This window comes from Brevundimonas vesicularis (assembly GCF_027886425.1).
In the GTDB taxonomy this organism is placed as follows: Bacteria; Pseudomonadota; Alphaproteobacteria; order Caulobacterales; family Caulobacteraceae; genus Brevundimonas; species Brevundimonas vesicularis_C.
Map to the genome: position 1 here is coordinate 950,318 of NZ_CP115671.1, position 21,722 is coordinate 972,039.

The following is a 21,722-nucleotide window of genomic DNA, read 5'->3' on the forward strand; positions in this document are numbered from 1 at the left end:
GCGTTCCACTATGCTGTAACGATGGAACGGTCAAGGGGGGAGGAGACAGATCGTGCGTGGCGCACTATCTGCGTCGTCATGACCAAGGTTCTCATCATCGGCGCGGGACACGCTGGCGGCTCCGTCGCGGCGTTCCTGCGGCAGTATGGGCATGAAGGCCCCATCGTGCTGGCGGGCGAGGAGGATGCGCCTCCGTATCAGCGGCCGCCCTTATCCAAGGCCTGGTTGAAGGGAGAGGCGGATCTGGAGGCGCTGCTGCTGCGGCCTCTGAGCTTCTACGCCGAGCAGACCATCGACTTCCGACCCTCGAGGGTCGCCGTGGCGGTGGACCCTGCCGCGAAGACGGTAGCCTTCCACGACGGGTCGTCCGAGGCCTACGACATCCTTTTGCTGGCGACCGGATCGACGGCGCGCAAACTGCCGGTTCCGGGCGGGGATCATCCCGATCTGCTGGAACTGCGCACGATGAAGGACGCCGAGCGACTGAAGGCGGTCCTCGGGCCCGGCAAGCGTCTGGCGGTGGTCGGCGGCGGCTATGTGGGGCTGGAGGCGGCGGCGTCGGCGCGCGCCCTGGGCGCTGAGGCGGTGGTGATCGAGCGCGCGCCGCGCGTGCTGGCGCGGGTGGCGTCCGAGACCCTGTCGGCCTTCTTCACGGCGCAGCACCGGGCGCACGGCGTCGAAATCCTGACCGACGCTGAGGTAGTCGCTGTGGCCCGCGACGGCGTGACCCTGGCCGACGGATCGGTGGTGCGGGCGGATGCAGTGTTGGTGGGGGTCGGCGCCCTGGCGTGCGACGCCCTGGCGCGGTCGGCCGGCCTGACCTGCGACGACGGCGTGGTGGTGGACGCTGAGGCACGCACCAGCGACCCGGCGATCTTCGCCATCGGCGACATGACGCGAAGGCCCATTCCGGTCCACGGCGGCGTGTATCACCGGCTGGAAAGCGTCCCCAATGCCCTGGAGCAGGCCAAACAGGCGGCCGCCGCCATCGTCGGACGGGCCGGACCGACGCCGGAAGTGCCCTGGTTCTGGTCGGACCAGTATGACGTCAAGCTTCAGATCGCCGGCCTGCCGTTCGAGGCCGACCGACAGGTGGTGCGCGGCGATCCGACGGCGTCGGGCTTTGCAGTCTTCCATCTGAACGGCGACCGCATCGTCTGCGTCGAGGCCGTCAACGCTCCGCCCGAGTTCATGGCCGGCAAGCAGTTGATCGCCAAGGCGACGCCTGTGGACGTGGACAAGCTGGCCGATCCGGCGGTGTCGATGAAGGCGGTGGCCATCGGATAAGGCGTCGCCGCAGTGCAACAAAACTGTTGCGCTTTACGTTCGTGACCGTTCAAGCTGCGACTTCAACGCGGCGGGGGCGGATGACGAGAGCTTTCGACGAAATGAATGGCGGCGGATCGGGTGCGATCCGCGACAGCTACAAGACGCTGGCGGCGTGGCTGGAAAACGCGCCGGCCGATCTGCTGCAGGCGCGCTCGCGCCAGGCGGAGCTGTTCTTCCGTCGCATGGGCGTGACCTTCGCCGTCTATGGCGACGAGGAATCCAACGAGCGGTTGATCCCCTTCGATGTCGTGCCGCGCATCATCGGCGCGGACGAATGGGGCGGTCTGGAAAAGGGGCTGAAGCAGCGGGTCACCGCCATCAACGCCTTCCTGAAAGACATCTATGGGCCGCAGGACTGCATCAAGGCGGGCATCGTCCCGGCCGATCTGATCCTGACCAATCCGCACTATCGGCCGGAGATGCAGGGGCGCCGCCCGCCGGGCGATGTCTGGTGCCACATCTCGGGCGTGGATCTGGTGCGCACGGGCGAGGACGGCTTCTACGTTCTGGAAGACAACTGCCGCACGCCGTCGGGCGTCTCCTATATGCTGGAGAACCGCGAGATGATGATGCGGCTGTTCCCCGACCTGTTCGCGGAACACGCCGTGCGTCCCGTCGAGATCTACACCGACATGCTGCTGCGCTCGTTGCAGGCCTCGGCGCCGGCAGGGGCAGGGGCGGACCCGACCATCGTCGTGCTGACGCCCGGCCCCTTCAACTCGGCCTACTATGAGCACAGCTTCCTGGCCGACAAGCTGGGTGTCGAGCTGGTCCAGGGCACGGACCTGTTCGTCAATGACGACACGGTCTTCATGCGCACGACCGAGGGGCCCAAGCGCGTCGATGTTATCTATCGCCGCATCGATGACGACTTCCTCGATCCCCTGACCTTCATGCCCAACTCCACCATCGGGGTGCCGGGGTTGATGTCGGCCTATTTCGCTGGACGGGTGACCCTGGCCAATGCGGTCGGGACGGGCGTGGCCGACGACAAGGCCGTCTATACCTACATGCCCGAGATCATCCGCTTCTTCACGGGCGAGGACGCCATCCTGCAGAACGTGCCGACCTGGCGCTGTCGCGAGCCGGACGCCCTGAAGGAAGTGTTGGATAAGCTGCCGGAACTGGTGGTCAAGGAAGTCGGCGGATCGGGCGGCTACGGCATGCTGGTCGGGCCGACCTCGACCAAGGCCGAGATCGAGGATTTTCGCGCCAAGCTGATCGCCGATCCCGACGACTTCATCGCCCAGCCAACGCTGAGCCTGTCGACGGCCCCGACGCTGAACGGCGGCGCCCTGTCGCCCCGCCACGTCGACCTCAGGCCGTTCGTCCTGTCCAGCCCGGCCGGGGTGCGCGTCGCGCCCGGCGGCCTGACGCGGGTGGCGCTGAAGGAAGGGTCGCTGGTGGTGAACTCCAGCCAGGGCGGCGGAACTAAGGACACCTGGGTGCTGGACAACTGATGCTTTCACGCACCGCAGACAGCCTCTATTGGACCGGCCGCTATATGGAGCGGGCGGACTTTCTTGCCCGCATTCTGGAGGCGGCGATCCGTCTCGCCGCCCTGCCGGCGAAAGATCAGGCCGCCGTCACCGCCTGGGCGGGGGCCATCGCCTCGTCGGGGGTCAAGGCCGGCTTTGACGCGACCGGCCGGACCGTGTCGGAAAAGTCCGTGCGGGAATATCTGGCCTTCGGCTTCGACAATCCGACCTCGATCAAGGCCTGCATCACCAAGGCGCGGACCAATGCGCGCTCGGTGCGCACCGCCCTGACCATCGAACTGTGGGAGGCGATCAACGGCGCCTGGAACGGTCTGAACGAACTGGGCGAACCGACCAAGCGCGACGACTTCACCAACTTCCTCGACTTCGTGAAATCGACGTCCCTGGCGGTCGAAGGCGCCTCGTCGCGGACCATGCTGCGCAACGACGCCTACTGGTTCCTGCGACTGGGCATGGCGATCGAGCGGGCCGACAACACCGCGCGCCTGCTGGACGTAAAATATCATCTGCTGCTGCCGCCCGGCGAACGGGTGGGCGGGCAACTGGACTACTTCCAGTGGACGACCCTTCTGCGCGAGGTTTCGGCATTGACCGCCTATCGCTGGGTTTACCGCGAAAGCGTGCGGCCTTGGCTGGTGGCGGACCTGCTGGTGCTGAACCGCCAGATGCCGCGCTCGCTGGCCTCATGTCAGGGCATGATCGTCAGCTATCTGGAGAAGCTGGCGACCGACTACGGTCGGCGCGGCCCCGCGCAACGGCTGGCCTCCAACCGCCTCAGCCAATTCAACGAGGCCAAGATCGAGGACATCTTCCAGTCCGGCCTGCACGAATACATCCAGGGCTTCCTGAACGAAAACAACGCCTTGGCCGCGGCCGTCCACGAACAGTATCTGGTCTGACCATGCGGATCCGGATCGATCACTCCACCCGCTACGCCTACGCCCGGCCCGCGCGGTTCATCGTCCAGATGCTACGCCTGACGCCCAAGTCGTGTGAGAGCCAGCAGGTCCGCGACTGGCGGATCGAAACCGATGTGGACGCCCGGCTGCGGCGCAGCGAGGACGCGTTCGGCAACATCGTTCACAGCCTCTACACCGAGCGGCCGACCGACGCCCTGACCATCCGCGTCACCGGCGAGGTCTCGACCGTAGAGACGGGCGGCGTCGTGAAAGGGCAGGCCGAACGCCTGTCGCCCATCGTCTATCTGCGCGACACCCCGATGACCAAGGCCGACGCCGGTATCGTCGATTTCGCCCGCTCTATTCCTGAGGGCGCGACGCTGGGCCGGATGCATCAGTTGATGGGCGCGCTGAAGGATACGGTGGCGTTCGAGGTCGGCTCGACCTCCGCCTCCCACACCGCCGCCGAAGCGTTCGCCCAGAAGCGCGGCGTCTGTCAGGACCATTCGCAGATCTTCATCTCGGCCGCGCGCCTGCTGGGCGTGCCGGCTCGCTATGTCTCGGGCCACCTCAGCCGTCAGGACGGACGCCACGATCAGGACGCCGCCCACGCCTGGGCCGAGGCCTGGGTCGAGAATCTGGGCTGGGTCGGGTTCGATCCGGCCAACGGTATCTGCCCGACCGAACACTATGTCCGGGTCGCGGTCGGCCTGGACGCGCGCGGCGCCACCCCGATCCGGGGCACGAGCTATGGCGGCGGCCAGGAGCAACTGACCGTCGCCTTGAATGTGCGGCCGGTGCAACAGAGCCAGCAACAACTGCAATCCAGTGGATGGCCCCGATAGGCATGACGCGCGAATCTGTTAGCGTCTGGGGATTCGCAACGCGGGGAGCGAATAGAGCGAAGTGACCTATTGCGTAGGCATGCTGGTGGACGACGGGTTGGCGATGATCGCCGACACGCGCACCAATGCGGGCGTGGACAACATCTCGTCCTATCGCAAACTGCACATCTACAAGTCGCCGGGCGAGCGCATCCTGGCGGTCGCGACGGCGGGCAATCTGTCGGTCACCCAGACGGCGCTGGCCATGGTTGCAGCCGGGGTCAAACTGCCGGACTCCACCGAGCTTGAAACGCTCCAGACCGCCCCGACCCTGTTCCGCGCCGCCCAGCTGCTGGGTCATGCGATGGCCAGCGTGCGGGCCAGCATCAATACACCGCCGACGCCGACCGCCGATGGGCTGAACGTCACCGCCTCCATGCTGTTGGGCGGTCAGATCGCTGGCGGAAAGATGGGGCTGTATCTGATCTACGGGCAGGGCAACTTCATCGAGTGCGGGCCCGATACGCCCTATCTGCAGATCGGCGAGCTGAAATACGGCAAGCCCATTCTGGATCGCGCCCTTCACAGCTCCACCTCCCTGTCCGAGGCGGTGAAGCTGGGACTGATTTCGTTCGACTCGACCATCCGCTCGAACATCGCCGTCGGCCCGCCGCTGGACCTGATCGTCATGCCGCGCGACCGGCTGACGGGCACGGCGCGGCGCATCGAGGCGGACGATCCCTATTTCCGCGATCTGGGTCGGCGCTGGTCCGAAGCCCTGGCCGCCGCCCACCGCGCCATGCCCGATCCGACCTGGTTGGATATCGACACGTCGGCGCCTCAGAGGAGCATCAGCGCCGTCGGCTAATTAAGATTGCGATTTGTTCGCAATTGTCTTGTGCCTTCCTGTGGAGCTGGTTATTGCGAGCGCATCGCAAAATCAGACCAAAAGGTCGCAAGACTATGTCCGAATCCCGCGCCGCCGCGCTCCGCTCGCTTCTGTTCGCCTCCAGCGCCGCCGGCATGCTGGTCGCCGCCCCCGCCATCGCCGCTGACGTGACCGCAGAGGACGGCGTGGTCGTCACGGCCGACCAGTCCCAGCCCGCCAATCTGGGCACGATCGACGTCAACGGTCAGTTCAAGAAGCCGGCCCCCGTCAGCCCCGAGTTCGTCGCGCCGCTGGTGGACACGCCGCGCGCCGTGACGGTCATCCCCCAGGCCATCATCGAACAGACCTCGGCCTCTTCCTTGCAGGACCTGCTGTCCAACTCCCCCGGCATCACTTTCGGGGCAGGCGAGGGCGGTCAGCCGCTGGCCGATCGTCCTTTCATCCGGGGTCAGTCGTCGGGCAACAACATCTTCGTGGACGGCATTCGTGACACGGGCGGCCAGCAACGCGAGGTCTTCAACCTGGAGCAGGTTGAGGTCATCAAGGGGCCGGACGCTGTTTATTCGGGACGCGGTTCGGGCGGCGGCAGCATCAATCTGGCCTCCAAATCGCCCAAGCTGAACGCCTTCACCAATGTCAGCGCGGGCGCGGGCACCGACGGCTATCTGCGCGGCACGGTCGACGCGAACCTGTCGCTGGGCGAGACCGCCGCCCTGCGCATCAACCTGATGGGCGCCCAGGGCGACGTGCCTGGCCGCGACGCCGTGGACTACGGCAAATGGGGTGCGGCCATCAGCCTGGGCGCCGGTCTGGGCACGCCGTCGTCTATGGTCTTCAGCTACTACCACCTGACGAGCGACCAGATGCCCGACTACGGCATTCCGTTGTTCACCAAGATCCAGTCGCGCACGACCGACAGCGGCGTTCTAGATGTGCCCTATGACAGCTTCTATGGGCTGAAGGCGCGCGACTACCTGACCAATGAGGTGGATACCTTCACCTTCAAGGCCGAGCATCGCCTCAACGATTTCGCCACGATCCGCAACGTGAGCCGCTATTCGCAGACGCTGAACGACTACATCGTCACCAACCCCGGCGACGGCGGCTATGTCGGACGGGCAGCGGACGGCACCTACTGGATGAAGCGGGGCACCAAGACCCGTTGGAACCCGGTCACCACCCTGGCCAATGTGACCGATGTCTTCGGCCAGTTCGCCACCGGCTCGATCAAGCACAGCTATGACGTCGGCGTGGAGCTGTCGCGCGAGCACAACAAGAACGCCTCCTATTCGACCTACACCACTTCGGGCTCGGCCTGTCCGACTGGTCTGACGACCGTCACCGGGTCGTATCCGACCGCCGCTGGGGCGCTGGGCGCCGGCGACTGCACCCCGGTCTACAATCCCAATTCCGACGACGCCTGGACCGGCGTGATCAATCGCGGCCCGACCAGTTCGAACACGACCGAGGCCATCGGCGTCTATGCCAACGACAGCATCACCCTGACCGAGCGACTGATCCTGAACCTGGGCGTTCGCTGGGACCAGTATTCGGTCAAGGGCGTGAACGCGGCGGCGACCCAGTCAGCCGGGGTCTGGACGACGACGGGCTATACGGCCGTTCCGGAACAGACCTGGGAGTTCACCAACTATCAGGTCGGTCTGGTGTTCAAGCCGACCCAGAACAGCAGCGTCTATGCGTCCTGGTCCACCTCCTCGACGCCGCCGACCATTTCGGCGGGCGACCAGAACGCCTCTGGCGGCACGGGCACGGTTGATGGCGTCGCCAACACCGTTCTGGATCCGGAAGACACCGAAAGCTTCGAGGTCGGCGCCAAGGCCAATGTCTTGAACGACCGTCTCGCCCTGTCGGCGGCCGCCTTCCATCTGACCCGCAAGAACGCCCTGATCCTGGTTGAGCCCAACGTCTTTCGTCAGGAAGGCGAGGTCGAGGTCAACGGCTTTGAACTGGGCGTGTCGGGCAGCATCACGCCGAAGTGGACCGTGTTCGGCGGCTATACCTACATGGACTCCGAACTGACCAAGGCGGCCGTGGTCGTGTCGGGCACACCGCCGGTCGCAACCGTCAATCCGCTGCAAGGCCTGCCGCTGGCCAACACGCCCAAGCACAGCGCCAGCCTGTTCACCACCTATCGCGTCCTGCCCCGGCTGACGGTCGGCGGCGGCGTCTACTACACGTCCAAATCTCTGGGCGGGAACCAGGGCGGCGCGGGCGGCGGGAACAACCGCATCTATGCGCCCGTATGGACTCGCGTGGACGCCTTCGCCGCCTATGATCTGACGGATCGCGCGACGCTTCAGCTGAACGTCAAGAATGCGACGGACGAGGAATACATCATGCGCACCAACGGCGTTCACCACGCCGACGTGGCCGCAGGTCGCCAGGCCATCCTGGCCTTGAACCTGCGCTTCTAACGGCCGTTTCCCCGGCCTAGTCTGACGGTCCCGCGATCCCCCGCGGGGCCGTTTCGTCTTTCAGCGAGAACGCCCGTGCTGCTGCAGATTCCGGAAGTCTTCTCCAAGGCCGAGGTCAAGGCTCTGCGGGCGCGGCTGGACGCCGGGCCGTGGGCGGACGGCAACGCCACCTCGGGCCATCAATCGGCGACGGCGAAGAAGAACCTTCAACTGCCCGAAGACTCGGACGTGGCGAAGGAGGTCTCGGCCCTGGTAGTCCAGGCGCTGAACGCCAATCCGATGTTTGTGGCGGCGGCTCTGCCGCACACGATCTTTCCGCCCCTGTTCAACCGCTACGAAGGCGGGGATGAGTTCGGCCTACATGTCGACAACGCCATCCGCCAGTCCCGAAACGGCGAGGCGATCCGTATCCGCAGCGACCTCTCGGCGACCTTGTTTCTGTCCGAACCCGACGATTATGACGGCGGCGAACTGATCATCGAGGAGATGTACGGGTCGCAGGCGATCAAGCTGCCGGCTGGCGATCTGGTGCTCTATCCGTCCAAGAGCCTGCATCGGGTCACGCCGGTGACACGCGGCGCGCGGGTGTCCTCCTTCATGTGGATGCAGAGCCTGATCCGCGATGACGCCGATCGCGAGACCCTGTTCCGTCTGGACATCGCCACCCAGCGCGTGGCGTCCGAGAAGGGGCCGAAGGATCAGGCGGTGATCGAACTGACCGGCGTCTATCACAATCTGCTGCGGCGCTGGACCGAGGTCTGACGCCCGCCTCACCACAGCGCCGCTAAATGCTATTGCAACCCGTTCGCAACAATGGCACAGCGAGCCCGTGACCGAACTCGCCACACAGCGTCAGGCCGAAACCGCAGCCAAGGGCTCCAAACCCAAGGCGGCGCTGAACGGCGCACGGTCGTTCTGGCTGAAGCAGCTTCACAGCTGGCACTGGATTTCGGCGGCGGTCAGCCTGGTCGGCATGATCCTGTTCGCGGTCACCGGCATCACCCTGAACCATGCGGCCTCAATCCCCGGCGATCCGGTCACGGTCGAACAGACCGCGACCTTGCCGGCGCCCCTGCTGCAGCGGCTGGGCAGCTTCCCGCAGGAGACGACCGATCCTGTCCCTGACGCTGTCGCACGCTGGGCGTCCGAGGCGCTCAAGGTCGAGATTGCCGACAAGCCGACCGAGACCACGGCGGAAGAGGTCTATGTCGCCTTGGCCATGCCCGGCGGCGACGGCTGGGTCACCATCGACCGTTCGACCGGCGAGACCCTGCACGAGAAGACGACGCGCGGCTGGATCGCCTACCTCAACGACCTGCACAAGGGCCGCAACGCCGGCCTGGTCTGGTTTTGGTTCATCGACGTCTTCGCGGCGGCCTGCGTCATCTTCGCCCTGACGGGGCTGGGTCTGATGTTCCTGCACGCCAAAGGTCGGCCCTCGACTTGGCCGCTGGCGGCTCTGGGCCTGCTGATCCCCGTCGTCATCGCCCTGATCTTCATTCACTGACGAGTTTTCCGATGCGCCTTCTTCCCGTCGTCATCACCACCGTAGGCCTAGCCGCCGCCGCTGCGCCCGCCATGGCCGCCGACCTGACGGTGTCGGTCGAGATTCCGCGCCTGAACACCGCCTCCTATCATCGCCCCTATGTCGCGGTGTGGATCGAAAAGCCGGATCAGTCGGCCGAACGCACCTTGGCCGTCTGGTATCAGCAGACTCGCAATAACGAGGGGGACGGCAAGGACTGGCTGAAGGATTTGCGCACCTGGTGGCGCAAGGGCGGTCGCGCCATGAGCCTGCCGGCCGACGGCGTATCCGGGGCCACGCGCGCGCCGGGCCGCCAGACCGTCACCGTACCCGCCGCCCGTCTGCGCAACCTTCAGCCCGGCCAGTACAACATTGTCGTCGAGGCGGCCCGCGAACTGGGCGGGCGCGAGGTCGTGCGCGTACCCTTCCGCTGGGGCGCGGCCAACACCGGCGCCGGAACCGGCTCCACCGAACTGGGCGCCGTGCGCGTCGCCGTCTCTCGCTAAGGATCATGACCATGAAGAAGACGATCGCCCTGCTGACGCTGGCCGCAGCGCTGGCCGCCCCCATGGCCGCCCAGGCCCACCGCGCCTGGCTGGCGCCCACCGCCACGACCCTGTCGGGCACGGACGCCTGGGTCGGGTTCGACGCGGGCATGTCGAACCAGGTGTTCAACCCCGATCACGCCGCCATGCGCCTGACCGGCCTGACCATCACCGCGCCGGACGGCTCGGCGGTCCAGCCCGAAAACGCCATGCAGGGCCGTTATCGCTCGACCTTCGACGCCCATCTGACCCAGAACGGCACCTACAAGATCGCCAACGTCATGGGCGGCGTCATGGCCAGCTACACCCTGAACGGTGAACAGAAGCGCTGGCGCGGCGCGGCCTCGGACTACCCGGCGGGCCTGCCGGAGGGCGCGACCAATGTTCAGGCGACCCGCACCGCCAGCCGGATCGAGACCTTCGTCACCCTGAACAACCCCACCGACACCGTCTTCAAGACGATCGGCGAGGGGCTTGAGCTGGTTCCCGTCACCCACCCGAACGATCTGGTCGTCGGCGAACCCGCCACCTTCAAACTGCTGAACAACGGCCAACCGGCGGCGGACATCGACGTCACCGTGGCCCGCGGCGGCCTGCGCTATCGCGACAACCCCGAAGAATCGACGGTCAAGACCAACGCCGAGGGCGCCTTCACCATCACTTGGCCGGAAGCGGGCATGTATTGGCTGAACGCGTCGGTCCGCACCGAAGGCCAGGGTGAAACGCTGGGTTCCAACGCCAGCTATGTGGCGGCGATGGAAGTCCTGCCCTAAGCGAAGGGCCATGTCCGACATTCCCCCCTCGCGCGGTTCCCGCGCCGCCCCGCCCACGGTCAATATCGGCGACGCCGCCCCTCTCGGCGACCGCGCCGACAACCGCGTCCTCGTGCCGGCGATCGAAGGCGCGCCGCCCCGTCCCCCCAGCGACCTGATCCGTTCGCTGGGCGGCCAGACCATGGGCACGACCTGGAGCGCGCGCGTCATCGCCCCGCCAGGCGTGGGCGAGGCCGAGATCCGGTCTGCGATCGAAGAGGAACTGGCCACCGTCGTCGGTCTGTTCAGCCCGTGGGAGCCGTCCAGCGAGATCAGCCGCTTCAACACCGCGCCCGCCGGCGTCTGGGCGGTGTCCCAGCCGTTCTGGGATCTGCTGGATGCGGCGATGACCCTAGGCGACGAGACCAACGGCGCGGTCGATCCGACCCTGGGCGCCTTGGTCGATCTGTGGGGGTTCGGCCCGCCTGGACCGCGGTCGGCCTTGTTGCCCGTCCCGTCCGAGGACGAGGTCGCCGCGGCTGCGGCCGTGTCGGGCTGGCAAAAGCTGCGGCTGAACGGCGATGCGCGCGCGGTGATGCAGATGGGCGGGATGAGGCTGGACTTCTCCGGCATCGCCAAGGGTCATGCGGTGGATCGCGTGTCCGACCGACTGATGGCCATGGGCGCGACCTCGCACCTGATCGAGATCGGCGGCGAGTTGAAGGGGCGCGGCGTCAAGCCGGACGCCCAGCCGTGGTGGGTCGAGATCGAGCGGGTCGAGGGCTCGCCCGCGCCCCACACCGTGGCGGCGTTGTTCGATTTGGCCGTGGCGACCAGCGGCGACTATCGCCGCGCGTTCCGCCATGAGGGGCGCCTTTATCCCCACACCATCGACGGATCGACCGGCCGGCCGGTCAGCAACAATCTGAGCTCGGTCACCGTCCTGCACCCCTCGGCCATGATGGCCGACGCCTACGCCACGGCCCTGACCGTCATGGGGCCGTTCGACGGACCGGACTACGCCGAGGCCGTCGGCCTGATGGCCCATTTCGTCGAACGCACCGAGCGCGGTCCGGTCGAGCGGATGTCGCCGGCCTTCGCCGCCCTGATGGACGACGACGGAGATCGTCCGGGGTGACAGCCGATCCGCAGCGCTGGCTGTGGGCGGTCGGGGCCTTGGCGCTTTGGCTGGCCCTGATCGCCGTCATCGTCTGGCGTGAACGCAGGGCCAGGGCGGCGGCGCGTGCGCGATCTGACGCCCTCGCCGGAGCAGGCGAGGGACGGCCGCTGCTGATCGCCTTCGCCAGCCAGACGGGCTTCGCCGAGGAACTGGCGTGGATGACGGCGCGGTCATTAGGCGATGGCGGCGTGGGCGCCCGGGTGCTGTCCTTCGCCGATCTGGATGTGCAGACCCTGAAGACGGCGGACCGCGCATTGCTGATCGTCTCGACGACCGGCGAGGGCGATCCGCCCGACAGCGCGGCCCGGTTCGTGCGCAAAGTCATGGGCGAGACGACCGACCTGTCCGGCCTTCGCTTCGGCCTGCTGGCGCTCGGCGACCGCAGCTATGATCAGTTCTGCGGCTTCGGTCATGCGGTGGACGGCTGGCTGAGACGCGCGGGCGCCGAACCCCTCTTCGACATGGTCGAGGTCGACAACGGCGAGGCCGGCGCCCTTCGCCACTGGCAGCACCAACTGAACCAGATCACGGGCAGCGTCACGGCCCCCGACTGGACTCCGCCCGCCTACGATCCCTGGCGGCTGGTCGAACGCACCCTGGTCAATCCGGGCAGTCCCGGCGGCGAGGCCCATCATCTGGCGTTCGAGGCCGTAGGCGCGACGCCCGACTGGTTGGCCGGCGACATCGCCGAGGTCGGCCTGCCTGAGCGTGACGGCGTCACGCCGGGCTCGCGCGAATATTCCATCGCCTCCCTGCCGTCGGACGGCCGCGTCGAGTTTCTGATCCGCCTGATGCGCCATCCCGACGGCGCCCCGGGCCTGGCGTCGGGATGGCTGACGCAGGATCTGGCGCTGGGCGATCAGATCGGAATGCGCCTGCGCACCAACCGCAGCTTCCACGGCCCGGCGGACGAGACGCCGATGATCCTGATCGGCAACGGCACGGGCATCGCCGGCCTGCGCGCGCATTTGAAGGCGCGCACCGACGCGGGCGGGGCCTGGCTTCTGTTCGGAGAACGCACCCAGGCGCAAGACGCCTTCTTCGACGCGGAGTTGCAGGCTTGGCTGGCGTCGGGCGTGCTGCGGCGGCTGGATCGGAGCTTCTCGCGCGACGAAGGCGACGGCCGATATGTGCAGGCCCTGGTCGCGGCGGCGGCGGATGATGTGCGCGACTGGGTCGCGCGCGGCGCGGCGGTCTATGTCTGCGGCAGTCTGGAAGGCATGTCGCAAGGCGTGCATGCGGCGCTGGAAAGCGCTCTGGGCGCGGACGTGGTGCTGACCCTGCTGGAAGACGGCCGCTACCGCCGCGACGTATACTGAACCCCGTCCTTGCCGATGGGGCTACTGGCCTAGTCGCCCCAACAGTTCCGCCGCGAAGGTCGACAGGGTGTCGTCGCGCGCGCCCATGACGATGATCCGGTCGCCCGGCTTGGCGATCTCGACGATCCGGTCGCCGCAGTCGGCGCGCGTCGCCAGCGCCTCGGCCTGACGGCCGGCAGCGCGGACGCCGGAGGCGATGTCTTCCGATCCCACGCTGCGGTCGGTGGTGCCGCCGTAATAGACCGGCTCGGGCATCAGCAGCACGTCGTCCTCGCGCATCAGGCCGGCGAAACCGTCGATAAACTCCGACTTCATCAGCTTCAGCGGGCCGAACCCATGCGGCTGGAACAGGATCAGCAGCCGGCCGTCGAAGGCGTGCAGGGTCTTCAGCGTGGCCGCGATCTTGTCCGGGTTATGGGCGAAGTCGTCGATGACGGTGATGTCGCCGGCCGTCCCGACCACCTCCATCCGGCGACGGATGCCGGCAAAGGTCTCCAGCGCCTTGACCGCCTCGGCCGTCGGCACGCCCAGCGCCCGGGTCGCACCCAGCGCCGCCAGGGCGTTGGCGACATTGTGCGCGCCGGGCACGTTCAGGACCACGTCGTGTTCGCTCCAGCCCTCGATCAGCCGGAACCGCATGCCCGTCGCCAGGGGCTGAAGATCATGGGCGGACAGGTCGGCCTTCTCTTCGCCCAGGCCGAAGGTGATCGCTTTTCCAGCCGGCAAGGTCTGGGCCAGGGCCGCCGTCTCGGGATTGTCCAGGTTCAACACGGCCGTCGTCGCCCGCGCGGTGAAGCCGCCGAACAGGTCGCGCAGCTCCTCCATCGACTTGTGGTCCAGCGAGATGTTGGACACCACCGCCACCGTCGGATCGTAGCGGGCGATCGAGCCGTCGCTTTCATCCACCTCCGACACGAACACGTCGGGCCCGCCGATCAGGGCGCTGGCGAACGGATGGTCGGCGTCGGCGAAGTTCTTCATCACCGCACCGTTCATGACGGTCGGCTCGCGGCCCGTCTGATGCAGGATCCAGGCGACCATGCCGGTGATGGTGGACTTGCCGCTGGTGCCCGCAACCCCGACCGAGGTCGGGGCGGCGTTGAAGAGTTCGCTGAGCAGTTCGGGCCGGGTCTTGATGGTTGCGCCGGCGCGCTTGGCCGCGCCGATGTCGGGCACCGTCTCCTCGATGGCGCCGGTGGCGATGACGGTCTGATCCGCGCGGGTCACGCCCGATCCGTCCTGGGGGTGCAGGGTCACGCCGTGGGCGCGCAACCAGTCGAACTTCTCGGGCGTGCGGCCCTGGTCCAGCGCCCGGTCCGACCCTTCGATCACGGCGCCGCGCGCCTGGACGATCATGGCCAGGGGCAGCATGCCCGACCCGCCGATGCCGCAGAAGAAATAGGAGGCGTCTTGGTTCATGCCCCCTTAGAACAGGGGATCGGGCCGGTCCGCCAGTAGGGGATCGCAAAAACGACGAAGAAGACGGACGTGACCACCAACAGTTTCAAGATTGGCGTCGTCTGCGCCAGTTCGCGCTTCTCGAAAGAGCGCGCCGAGGCGGTCGAGGCCTGGATGGCGCACAACCATCCCGACCGCGATGTCGCCGTCGTCTTCCACCCCGCCTGTTTTTTGAAACACGGTCATTTCGCCGGCGACGACCGGGCGCGCGCCGACGCCTTCGTGGAGTTCGCCAACGACCCCCGCATCGACGCCATCTGGTTCGCGCGCGGCGGATACGGCTCCTGTCGCATCGCCGATGCGGTGATCCCGCGCCTGGACGCCGTCGCCCGCAAGAAGCGCTATATGGGCTATTCCGACGCCGGCAGCCTGCTGGCCGGGATGTACAAGGCGAGATTCCAGCATCTGGCGCACGGACCGATGGCCTCGGATTCGGTGCGCGACGACGCGACCGCGCGCGGCGCCCTGTCCTGGCTGACCACGGGACGCACCGACTGGATCGAGCCGTCGCTAGCGGCCGATCCGCGCCCGGCCGTGGCCTTCAACCTGACCATCCTGAACGAACTGACCGGCACGCCGCTTGAGCCCGATCTGTCCGACCACGTCCTGATGTTGGAGGAGGTGTCCGAGGCCGCCTACCGGATCGACCGGATGATGTTTCACTTGACCAGCCAAGCCAGCATCCGTCGCGTGGCCGGAATTCGCCTGGGACGGGTCTCGGACGTTACGCCAAACGATCCCGATTTTGGTCAGACTCCGGAGGAAATCGTTCGATACTGGTGCCTGCGTTCGGGCATACCCTTTCTGGGAAGCGCCGATATCGGGCATGACGCCGCCAACAAGGTCGTCCCCTTCGGTCGCCCTTAAGGCGAACGACGCGCGACGAAAAGGACACAGTCTCGCCTCTATTCGCTAAGGCGAGGCCGCCCGCCTCTCGACAGAACGCCGGTCCTGACCTCAGATGCCGGTCCGCGAGGCGTTAGGACTTCGTTAGCCAAGGCGTTGGGGGACGCTGAGGTTTGCGCCTTCTGCGATGCGGCGGTTCGTTCGGATATCGGGGGATACCCGGACGAGCCGCCTGATCGTCCTTCAGCCCAACGCGCCCAGATATCTCTCCCATGCCGCCCGTCCAGTGACGGTCAGGACGACGCGGGTGCGAGGCTTGCGGCCCAGAAAACCCCGTCGCAGTTCAATATAGCCTGCGGTTTCCAGTCGGCTCAGGTGACTGGACAGGCTGTTGTTCGGGGCGGCCAAAGCGAGGGCGAGCTCGGTGAAGTCGGCGGCTTCGGCGGTCGAGAGATAGGCCATCACCCCTGTTCTTAATCGATGGGAAAAGGCGGGATCGACGCTGGGCTCGGCCGTCACCTGCGCGTCTCGCGCATCAGGATCATCGCAGGAGCGAAGGCCAGAAGTATCAGACTGGCGCACATGACAACCAAGGCGGCCAAAGACGCTGTGCCGACCCACGCCAAGGCAGCGGCTGCGCCAAAACTTCCGATCGCAACGGCGATGAGCCACCTCCGGTCGCTGGCGATGGCGGTGGTCCACCACGCTGCGCCCCATAGGATCAACACGACCGGCCAAATGACCTGGGCGATCTTCGTCGCATCCGGCGCGGCTTCGTTTCGCGTGACCAGGTGGAAAACGACAAAGGTGGCGACCAGCGCGATGAAGCTGCCCGACCATGTCGCTGTGGCCGATCGGCTAAGGCGGACTCGGTTTGGACCCAAGGTTCTCCAGATCGTCCACGCGACGGTGGCGAAAAAGATCAGGTGCGAACTGATAATTCCCCACGATCCCACGAAATTAGAGATCGGTCCTGTTACGGGTGTTCCGGATTGAGGCGGTCCTTCGATCAGGAAGGCCGTCAGGATGGCCAACAGTGCAAAGCCATAGGCGCCCCCGAATACGGCGATCAAGAGCAGGAAAGGGGCGGGCTGCCCGCGTCCCGCTACCGCCAATCGTTTCAGGTAGGCCAGGTCGGCTTCGTCCCTTGATGAAGAAGAATGGGTCATTCTTGGCTCTCCTGCGATATGACTACTTTAAAATACAAACTTGTCGAGTCAAGCAGGGTTTTGCGCTCATTCGATTCGCTTGTGGGGGCCGCAGGGCTTAAGGATCGCGGGTGCGTTTCGACGAGAGATTCATCGATGAACTGAAGGCCCGCCTTCGGCCGTCCGACGTGATCGGGCGGACGGTGAAGCTGAAACGTCAGGGCCGCGAATATGTCGGTCTGTCGCCCTTCTCGAAGGAGAAGTCGCCGTCCTTCTTCGTCAATGACGACAAGGGCTTCTTCCACGACTTCTCGTCCGGCAAGCATGGCGACATCATCTCCTTCCTGCAGGAGACCGAGCGGCTCAGTTTCGTCGAGGCGGTGCAGCGCCTGGCCGGCGAGGCGGGGATGCAGCTTCCCGCCGAAGACCCCAAGGAGGCCGAGCGCGAGCAGAAGCGGGCGGGTCTGTCGGACTGGATGGACCTGGCCCAGAAATGGTTCGCCGCAAACCTGCGCCGCACGCCGGGCAAGGCGGCGCGGGAATATCTGGACAAGCGCGGCCTGCCCGAGGATCAGTGGGAGCGGTTCGGGCTGGGCTATGCGCCCAACGACCGCGAGGGGCTGAAGCAGGCGTTGGTCCAGCGCGGCGCCAAGCCCGCCGAACTGGTCGAGGCTGGGCTCCTGATCTCGCCCGAAAGCGGCGGCCAGCCCTATGACCGGTTCCGCGACCGGCTGATGTTCCCGATCCTGGATGCGCGCGGCCGGATCGTCAGCTTCGGCGGTCGGGCCATGAACCCCGACGACCGGGCCAAATATCTGAACGGCCCGGAAAGCCCGCTGTTTCACAAGGGCGCGACCCTCTACGGCCTGCCTGAGGCGCGGCGGATACTGGGCGCGGAATCCAAGAATGACCAGGCCATCATCGTGGTCGAGGGGTATATGGACGTCATCGCCTGCCAGCGCGCGGGCCTGCCGGCCGTGGCGCCGATGGGCACGGCTCTGACCGAGGAGCAGATGGAACGGCTGTGGCGGGTGTCGCACGAGCCGATCCTGTGCTTCGACGGCGATGCGGCGGGGCTGCGCGCCGCCTATCGCGCCATCGAACGGTCGCTGCCGCTGCTGAAACCAGGGCGCTCATTCCGGTTCGCGCTGCTGGGCGCCGGGCAGGATCCTGACGACATTTTACGCGACAAGGGCGCGCCCGCGCTGCGTCAGGCCCTGGCCGAAACCCATGGGTTCGCCGAGGTGCTGTTCCGCCGCGAACAGGATCTGGAGCCGCTGGACACGCCGGAACGCAAGGCCGGCTTCAAGGCGCGGCTGAGGAACACCGCCTCGGCCATCCAGGACAAGGATCTGGCCGAACAATACCGCCGCGACCTGTTCGACCGTTTCGACGCCCTGTTCCCGCGCAGCCCTCAACGCGCGCCTTGGACGCCGGGGCAGGGCAAACGCGGTTTCGGCCCGCCGCCCAAACTGGGCCAGACGGCCGAGGGCGCCCAGGCGATGCAGTCGCTGTTTCGCGCCATCGAGCCCGTGCCGGCCGCCCTGGCCCACGGCGCCATCGACGACCCCGAACGGATGGACGACCATCTGGAAGAGATCGCCGCCCACGGATTCGGCGACAAGGGGCTGGATGGACTGGCGCAGGAGCTGGTTCGCCTGCGTCTGTCGGGACATAGCCTTGACTCCGCCGCCCTGCGACGCCATCTGGCGCAATCGGGTCATGATGCCTTAGTGCGCGAGGTCGAGAAGGCGGCGGCAAAGTCCGGCGCGCCATTCCTGGCCGCAAATGCGCCCCTCGCCGAGGCAAGGGTCCGATGGTCGCAGGCGTTCGACGCTTCGACGCGGGTCGCCGCGTTGGAGGACGCCTTGGCCCATGCACGTGATGTGCCTGGGCAGGATGAGGCGTTCCGCCGGCTGAAGGCCGAGCGGGATGCGCTTCGCCGTGCGATCAAAGCCGGGACGATTTGGGAAGACAGCGCGGGCACGTAACCTTACGGCACGCCAAGCATTGTATTTTTCGCCGGGGCGGACTGATCACCCTCTCGGCCGGAGACAGACTGACTATGAACGCACAGACCGAGACGCAGGACACCGAGGTTTCGACCGATGGGCCCCTGCTCGATCTGACGGACGCCGGCGTCAAGAAGTTCATCAAGCAAGCTAAGGCGCGCGGCTATGTGACGATGGAGGAGCTGAACAAGGTCCTGCCATCCGAAGAAGTTACGCCCGACGCCATTGAAGACACCTTGGCGATGCTGTCCGAAATGGGCGTCAACGTCGTGGAGGCCGAGGAGGACGCGCAGGAGCAGCAGTCCACCGACGTCGCCGCCGCCGCCGGCACCGCCGTGGCCGAAACGCCCGCCAAGTCGGCCTATGACCGCACCGACGACCCCGTGCGCATGTACCTGCGCGAGATGGGTTCGGTCGAACTGCTGAGCCGCGAGGGCGAAATCGCCATCGCCAAGCGGATCGAGGCCGGCCGCGACGCCATGATCTCGGGTCTGTGCGAAAGCGCCCTGACCTTCGAGGCCATCATGGTCTGGCGCGACGAGCTGGAAAACAACCGCATCCTGCTGCGCGAGGTCATCGACCTGGACGCCACCTATGGCGTTCTGAACCCTTCGTCCCTGCCGGGCGCCGCCCAGCCTGAAGGCGAAGAGGAAGAAGAGGCCGAGGACAAGCCGGCCGCCGAAGACAAGCCTGAGTCCGACGACGACGATGACGACGACTTCGACGATGGCGGCGGCATGTCGATTTCGGCGCTGGAAGCCGAGCTGCGCGACGGGGTGATGGACGTCCTTAACGCCATCGCTGCGGACTTCGGCGCCTTCCGCGCCCTGCAGGACAAGCTGGTTCAGACCCGCCTGAAGGGCGAGGTGCTGAGCGCCAAGGATGAAAAGGCCTATCAGGCGCTGACGACGTCCATCTCGGACCGTCTGAAGACGATGAAGCTGAACAACAACCGCATCGAGGCGCTGGTCGAGCAGCTCTATGCGATCAACAAGCGCCTGATCGGTCTGGAAGGCCGTCTGCTGCGCCTGGCCGACAGCTACGGCATTTCGCGGCCTGAGTTCCTCAAGGCCTATTTCGGCTCGGAGCTGGACCCCACCTGGACCGACCGGATCAAGGACCAGGGCGTGCGCTGGACCAAGTTCAGCGAGAACGAAGCCAGCCAGATCGCGACCATCCGTTCCGACGTCGCCGCCGTGGCGCTGGAAGCCGGCCTGCCGATCGACGACTATCGCCGCATTGTCCAGACGGTGCAGAAGGGCGAACGCGAAGCCCGTCAGGCCAAGAAGGAAATGGTCGAGGCCAACCTGCGCCTCGTGATCTCCATCGCCAAGAAATACACCAACCGCGGCCTGCAGTTCCTGGACCTGATCCAGGAGGGCAACATCGGCCTGATGAAGGCGGTCGACAAGTTCGAGTACCGCCGCGGCTACAAGTTCTCGACCTACGCCACCTGGTGGATCCGTCAGGCGATCACCCGCTCGATCGCCGACCAGGCGCGCACCATCCGCATCCCGGTGCACATGATCGAGACGATCAACAAGATCGTCCGCACCAGCCGCCAGATGTTGCACGAGATCGGCCGCGAGCCGACGCCGGAAGAGCTGGCCGAAAAGCTGGCCATGCCGCTGGAGAAGGTGCGCAAGGTCCTGAAGATCGCCAAGGAGCCGATCTCGCTGGAAACCCCGATCGGGGACGAGGAAGACAGCCACCTGGGCGACTTCATCGAGGACAAGAACGCCGTCTTGCCGATCGACGCCGCCATTCAGTCGAACCTGCGTGAGACCACCACCCGCGTTCTGGCGTCGCTGACGCCGCGTGAAGAGCGGGTGCTCCGAATGCGCTTCGGCATCGGCATGAACACCGACCACACGCTGGAAGAAGTCGGACAGCAGTTCTCGGTGACCCGCGAACGCATCCGTCAGATCGAGGCCAAGGCGCTGCGCAAGCTGAAGCACCCGTCGCGGTCGCGCAAACTGCGGTCCTTCCTGGACAGCTGATACGATCAAGGGCGGCCCCGACGGGCCGCCCTTTTTCTTGGCAGGCGACATGGCCCGAAAGCACGTCAATCTCGGCACGGCGCCGGCCAAGTCCGACCTGCCGCAAAAGTTCTGCGCCGCCTGCGGTCTGCCGTTCGCCTGGCGCAAGAAGTGGGCGCGGGACTGGGATCAGGTGCGGTTCTGTTCGGATCGCTGCCGGGCCAAGGGTGCGTCCGAAGAGCGCCGATAGACGGCTCTCCGCCTCGTGACCACGGCGGCGTCGGGAATCAGCTAAGCGTCGCGACCATGCCTTCCGTGTCGCGTATCTCTCCCGTTCTCATCGGCCTCGGCGTCCTGCTGATCCTCAGCGGCTGCGTGCGGCGGCCGCCCGAGCCGTTGCGGCCCCCATCGCCCTATCCGTCGCGCACCGAGGCGCCGCTGGTCGGGGGGCTGGTGGAGCGGATGATCGACGGCGGGACCCAAGCCCTGGTCGTGCGCGAAGGCGGCGATCTGGGCCGGTGTCTGGCCGAGTTGAACGCTGCGCGGGTGCGGTTCAGTCCCGTGCCGGATCGCCAGAACACCGCGACCTGCGGCCTGAGCAAGGGCGGGGTGCTGGGCGCCGACCTGGGGACGGTGGCGCGCATGGCGCCGGGCGATGTGGAGATGACATGTCAGACGGCGCTGGCGCTCAGCATCTGGCGTCGTCAGTCGCTGGAGCCGGCGGCGCGCGAAATCCTGGGCTCGGACGTCGTGCAGATCGACCACATGGGGGCCTACGCCTGTCGCAATGTGAACAACGGCGTGGGCTCGAACCGCATCAGCGCCCATTCCCAGGCGGCGGCGCTGGACTTCGCCGGGGTGCGGCTGAGGGACGGGCGGCGCATCACCGTGACCAAGGACTGGAACGGCGACACGCCCGAAGCGCGCTTCCTGAAGCGTATCCGCGACGACGCCTGCCGCATCTTCGGCACGACGCTCAGCCCCGACTACAACGCCGTCCATTACGACCACCTGCACCTCGAGGCGACCGACACGCGCTTCTGTCGCTGAGGCAACGCTTTGGCGCGGGGCGGATTACGCCCC

At 66.6% G+C, this 21,722-nt stretch carries 20 protein-coding genes; 17 read left to right on the forward strand and 3 right to left on the reverse strand.

Features of this window, described 5'->3' with window-relative positions:
* The first annotated feature begins 78 nt into the window (after positions 1 to 78).
* From PFY01_RS04750 to PFY01_RS04805, 12 genes are all read left to right on the forward strand, one after another.
* Complete coding sequence (locus PFY01_RS04750) at positions 79 to 1,287, forward strand: NAD(P)/FAD-dependent oxidoreductase (RefSeq protein WP_271042612.1); 1,209 nt, start codon at positions 79 to 81, stop codon at positions 1,285 to 1,287.
* 80 nt (positions 1,288 to 1,367) lie between these two features.
* Positions 1,368 to 2,789 (forward strand): circularly permuted type 2 ATP-grasp protein, encoded by a 1,422-nt coding sequence (locus PFY01_RS04755; RefSeq protein ID WP_017504409.1) that lies wholly within the window; start codon positions 1,368 to 1,370, stop codon positions 2,787 to 2,789.
* Positions 2,789 to 3,727: an alpha-E domain-containing protein gene (locus PFY01_RS04760; RefSeq protein WP_039244207.1), complete on the forward strand. Its 939-nt coding sequence runs from the start codon at positions 2,789 to 2,791 to the stop codon at positions 3,725 to 3,727. Before PFY01_RS04755 ends, PFY01_RS04760 begins: the two co-directional genes overlap by 1 nt.
* Before the next feature lie 2 nt (positions 3,728 to 3,729).
* Positions 3,730 to 4,572 carry a transglutaminase family protein gene (locus tag PFY01_RS04765; RefSeq protein ID WP_205682638.1) on the forward strand — a complete coding sequence of 281 codons (843 nt, stop codon included), beginning with the start codon at positions 3,730 to 3,732 and terminating at the stop codon, positions 4,570 to 4,572.
* Positions 4,573 to 4,633: 61 nt separating this feature from the next.
* Positions 4,634 to 5,419, forward strand: coding sequence for a peptidase (locus PFY01_RS04770; RefSeq protein WP_091748756.1), 786 nt, complete (start codon positions 4,634 to 4,636; stop codon positions 5,417 to 5,419).
* Between the two features lie 95 nt (positions 5,420 to 5,514).
* Positions 5,515 to 7,875: a TonB-dependent receptor gene (locus tag PFY01_RS04775; RefSeq protein ID WP_271042613.1), complete on the forward strand. Its 2,361-nt coding sequence runs from the start codon at positions 5,515 to 5,517 to the stop codon at positions 7,873 to 7,875.
* Between the two features lie 75 nt (positions 7,876 to 7,950).
* Positions 7,951 to 8,637 (forward strand): Fe2+-dependent dioxygenase, encoded by a 687-nt coding sequence (locus PFY01_RS04780; RefSeq protein ID WP_271042614.1) that lies wholly within the window; start codon positions 7,951 to 7,953, stop codon positions 8,635 to 8,637.
* Positions 8,638 to 8,704: 67 nt separating this feature from the next.
* Positions 8,705 to 9,382 carry a PepSY-associated TM helix domain-containing protein gene (locus tag PFY01_RS04785; RefSeq protein WP_420197045.1) on the forward strand — a complete coding sequence of 226 codons (678 nt, stop codon included), beginning with the start codon at positions 8,705 to 8,707 and terminating at the stop codon, positions 9,380 to 9,382.
* A gap of 11 nt (positions 9,383 to 9,393) precedes the next feature.
* Positions 9,394 to 9,906, forward strand: a complete 513-nt coding sequence (locus PFY01_RS04790) for a DUF2271 domain-containing protein (RefSeq protein ID WP_055752840.1) — start codon at positions 9,394 to 9,396, stop codon at positions 9,904 to 9,906.
* An 11-nt stretch (positions 9,907 to 9,917) separates the two neighbouring features.
* Positions 9,918 to 10,718 carry a DUF4198 domain-containing protein gene (locus PFY01_RS04795; protein ID WP_271042615.1) on the forward strand — a complete coding sequence of 267 codons (801 nt, stop codon included), beginning with the start codon at positions 9,918 to 9,920 and terminating at the stop codon, positions 10,716 to 10,718.
* Between the two features lie 10 nt (positions 10,719 to 10,728).
* Positions 10,729 to 11,835 carry an FAD:protein FMN transferase gene (locus PFY01_RS04800; RefSeq protein WP_271042616.1) on the forward strand — a complete coding sequence of 369 codons (1,107 nt, stop codon included), beginning with the start codon at positions 10,729 to 10,731 and terminating at the stop codon, positions 11,833 to 11,835.
* A complete protein-coding gene (locus tag PFY01_RS04805; RefSeq protein WP_271042617.1) occupies positions 11,832 to 13,196 on the forward strand; it encodes a sulfite reductase subunit alpha in 1,365 nt (454 codons plus the stop codon). Before PFY01_RS04800 ends, PFY01_RS04805 begins: the two co-directional genes overlap by 4 nt.
* 21 nt (positions 13,197 to 13,217) lie before the next feature.
* Here PFY01_RS04805 and PFY01_RS04810 read toward each other — a convergent pair whose 3' ends face one another.
* Positions 13,218 to 14,615, reverse strand: coding sequence for a UDP-N-acetylmuramate--L-alanine ligase (locus PFY01_RS04810; protein ID WP_271042618.1), 1,398 nt, complete (start codon positions 14,613 to 14,615; stop codon positions 13,218 to 13,220).
* Positions 14,616 to 14,684: 69 nt separating this feature from the next.
* Here PFY01_RS04810 and PFY01_RS04815 point away from each other — a divergent pair, with 69 nt between their 5' ends.
* Positions 14,685 to 15,521 carry an LD-carboxypeptidase gene (locus PFY01_RS04815; protein WP_271042619.1) on the forward strand — a complete coding sequence of 279 codons (837 nt, stop codon included), beginning with the start codon at positions 14,685 to 14,687 and terminating at the stop codon, positions 15,519 to 15,521.
* A 222-nt stretch (positions 15,522 to 15,743) separates the two neighbouring features.
* On the opposite strand, the gene PFY01_RS15610 is transcribed toward PFY01_RS04815, so the two are convergent.
* Both PFY01_RS15610 and PFY01_RS04825 read right to left on the reverse strand, forming a co-directional pair.
* On the reverse strand, positions 15,744 to 15,962 hold the full coding sequence (locus PFY01_RS15610; protein ID WP_420197046.1) for a transcriptional regulator: 219 nt from the start codon (positions 15,960 to 15,962) through the stop codon (positions 15,744 to 15,746).
* A gap of 53 nt (positions 15,963 to 16,015) precedes the next feature.
* A complete protein-coding gene (locus PFY01_RS04825; protein ID WP_271042620.1) occupies positions 16,016 to 16,669 on the reverse strand; it encodes a hypothetical protein in 654 nt (217 codons plus the stop codon).
* A 110-nt stretch (positions 16,670 to 16,779) separates the two neighbouring features.
* Between PFY01_RS04825 and dnaG the strand changes: the two genes are divergently transcribed.
* The 4 genes from dnaG (at position 16,780) to PFY01_RS04845 (ending at position 21,689) form a co-directional block, all read left to right on the forward strand.
* Complete coding sequence (gene dnaG, locus PFY01_RS04830) at positions 16,780 to 18,639, forward strand: DNA primase (protein ID WP_055752846.1); 1,860 nt, start codon at positions 16,780 to 16,782, stop codon at positions 18,637 to 18,639.
* A 74-nt stretch (positions 18,640 to 18,713) separates the two neighbouring features.
* The gene (gene rpoD, locus PFY01_RS04835) at positions 18,714 to 20,660 is read left to right on the forward strand and encodes an RNA polymerase sigma factor RpoD (RefSeq protein WP_091748719.1); all 1,947 of its coding nucleotides are present in this window, start codon (positions 18,714 to 18,716) and stop codon (positions 20,658 to 20,660) included.
* A gap of 49 nt (positions 20,661 to 20,709) precedes the next feature.
* On the forward strand, positions 20,710 to 20,889 hold the full coding sequence (locus PFY01_RS04840) for a DUF2256 domain-containing protein (RefSeq protein WP_055752848.1): 180 nt from the start codon (positions 20,710 to 20,712) through the stop codon (positions 20,887 to 20,889).
* A gap of 56 nt (positions 20,890 to 20,945) precedes the next feature.
* Complete coding sequence (locus PFY01_RS04845) at positions 20,946 to 21,689, forward strand: extensin family protein (protein ID WP_271042621.1); 744 nt, start codon at positions 20,946 to 20,948, stop codon at positions 21,687 to 21,689.
* Positions 21,690 to 21,722: the final 33 nt, after the last annotated feature.

Excerpts from the sequence above, each read along its gene's own strand:
- PFY01_RS04750 (WP_271042612.1), top strand. The coding sequence starts at position 79 with ATGACCAAGGTTCTCATCATCGGCGCGGGACACGCTGGCGGCTCCGTC.
- PFY01_RS04755 (WP_017504409.1), top strand. The coding sequence starts at position 1,368 with ATGACGAGAGCTTTCGACGAAATGAATGGCGGCGGATCGGGTGCGATC.
- PFY01_RS04760 (WP_039244207.1), top strand. The coding sequence starts at position 2,789 with ATGCTTTCACGCACCGCAGACAGCCTCTATTGGACCGGCCGCTATATG.
- PFY01_RS04765 (WP_205682638.1), top strand. The coding sequence starts at position 3,730 with ATGCGGATCCGGATCGATCACTCCACCCGCTACGCCTACGCCCGGCCC.
- PFY01_RS04775 (WP_271042613.1), top strand. The coding sequence starts at position 5,515 with ATGTCCGAATCCCGCGCCGCCGCGCTCCGCTCGCTTCTGTTCGCCTCC.
- PFY01_RS04790 (WP_055752840.1), top strand. The coding sequence starts at position 9,394 with ATGCGCCTTCTTCCCGTCGTCATCACCACCGTAGGCCTAGCCGCCGCC.
- PFY01_RS04795 (WP_271042615.1), top strand. The coding sequence starts at position 9,918 with ATGAAGAAGACGATCGCCCTGCTGACGCTGGCCGCAGCGCTGGCCGCC.
- PFY01_RS04800 (WP_271042616.1), top strand. The coding sequence starts at position 10,729 with ATGTCCGACATTCCCCCCTCGCGCGGTTCCCGCGCCGCCCCGCCCACG.
- PFY01_RS04810 (WP_271042618.1), bottom strand. The coding sequence starts at position 14,615 with ATGAACCAAGACGCCTCCTATTTCTTCTGCGGCATCGGCGGGTCGGGC.
- PFY01_RS15610 (WP_420197046.1), bottom strand. The coding sequence starts at position 15,962 with ATGGCCTATCTCTCGACCGCCGAAGCCGCCGACTTCACCGAGCTCGCC.
- PFY01_RS04825 (WP_271042620.1), bottom strand. The coding sequence starts at position 16,669 with ATGACCCATTCTTCTTCATCAAGGGACGAAGCCGACCTGGCCTACCTG.
- rpoD (WP_091748719.1), top strand. The coding sequence starts at position 18,714 with ATGAACGCACAGACCGAGACGCAGGACACCGAGGTTTCGACCGATGGG.
- PFY01_RS04840 (WP_055752848.1), top strand. The coding sequence starts at position 20,710 with ATGGCCCGAAAGCACGTCAATCTCGGCACGGCGCCGGCCAAGTCCGAC.
- PFY01_RS04845 (WP_271042621.1), top strand. The coding sequence starts at position 20,946 with ATGCCTTCCGTGTCGCGTATCTCTCCCGTTCTCATCGGCCTCGGCGTC.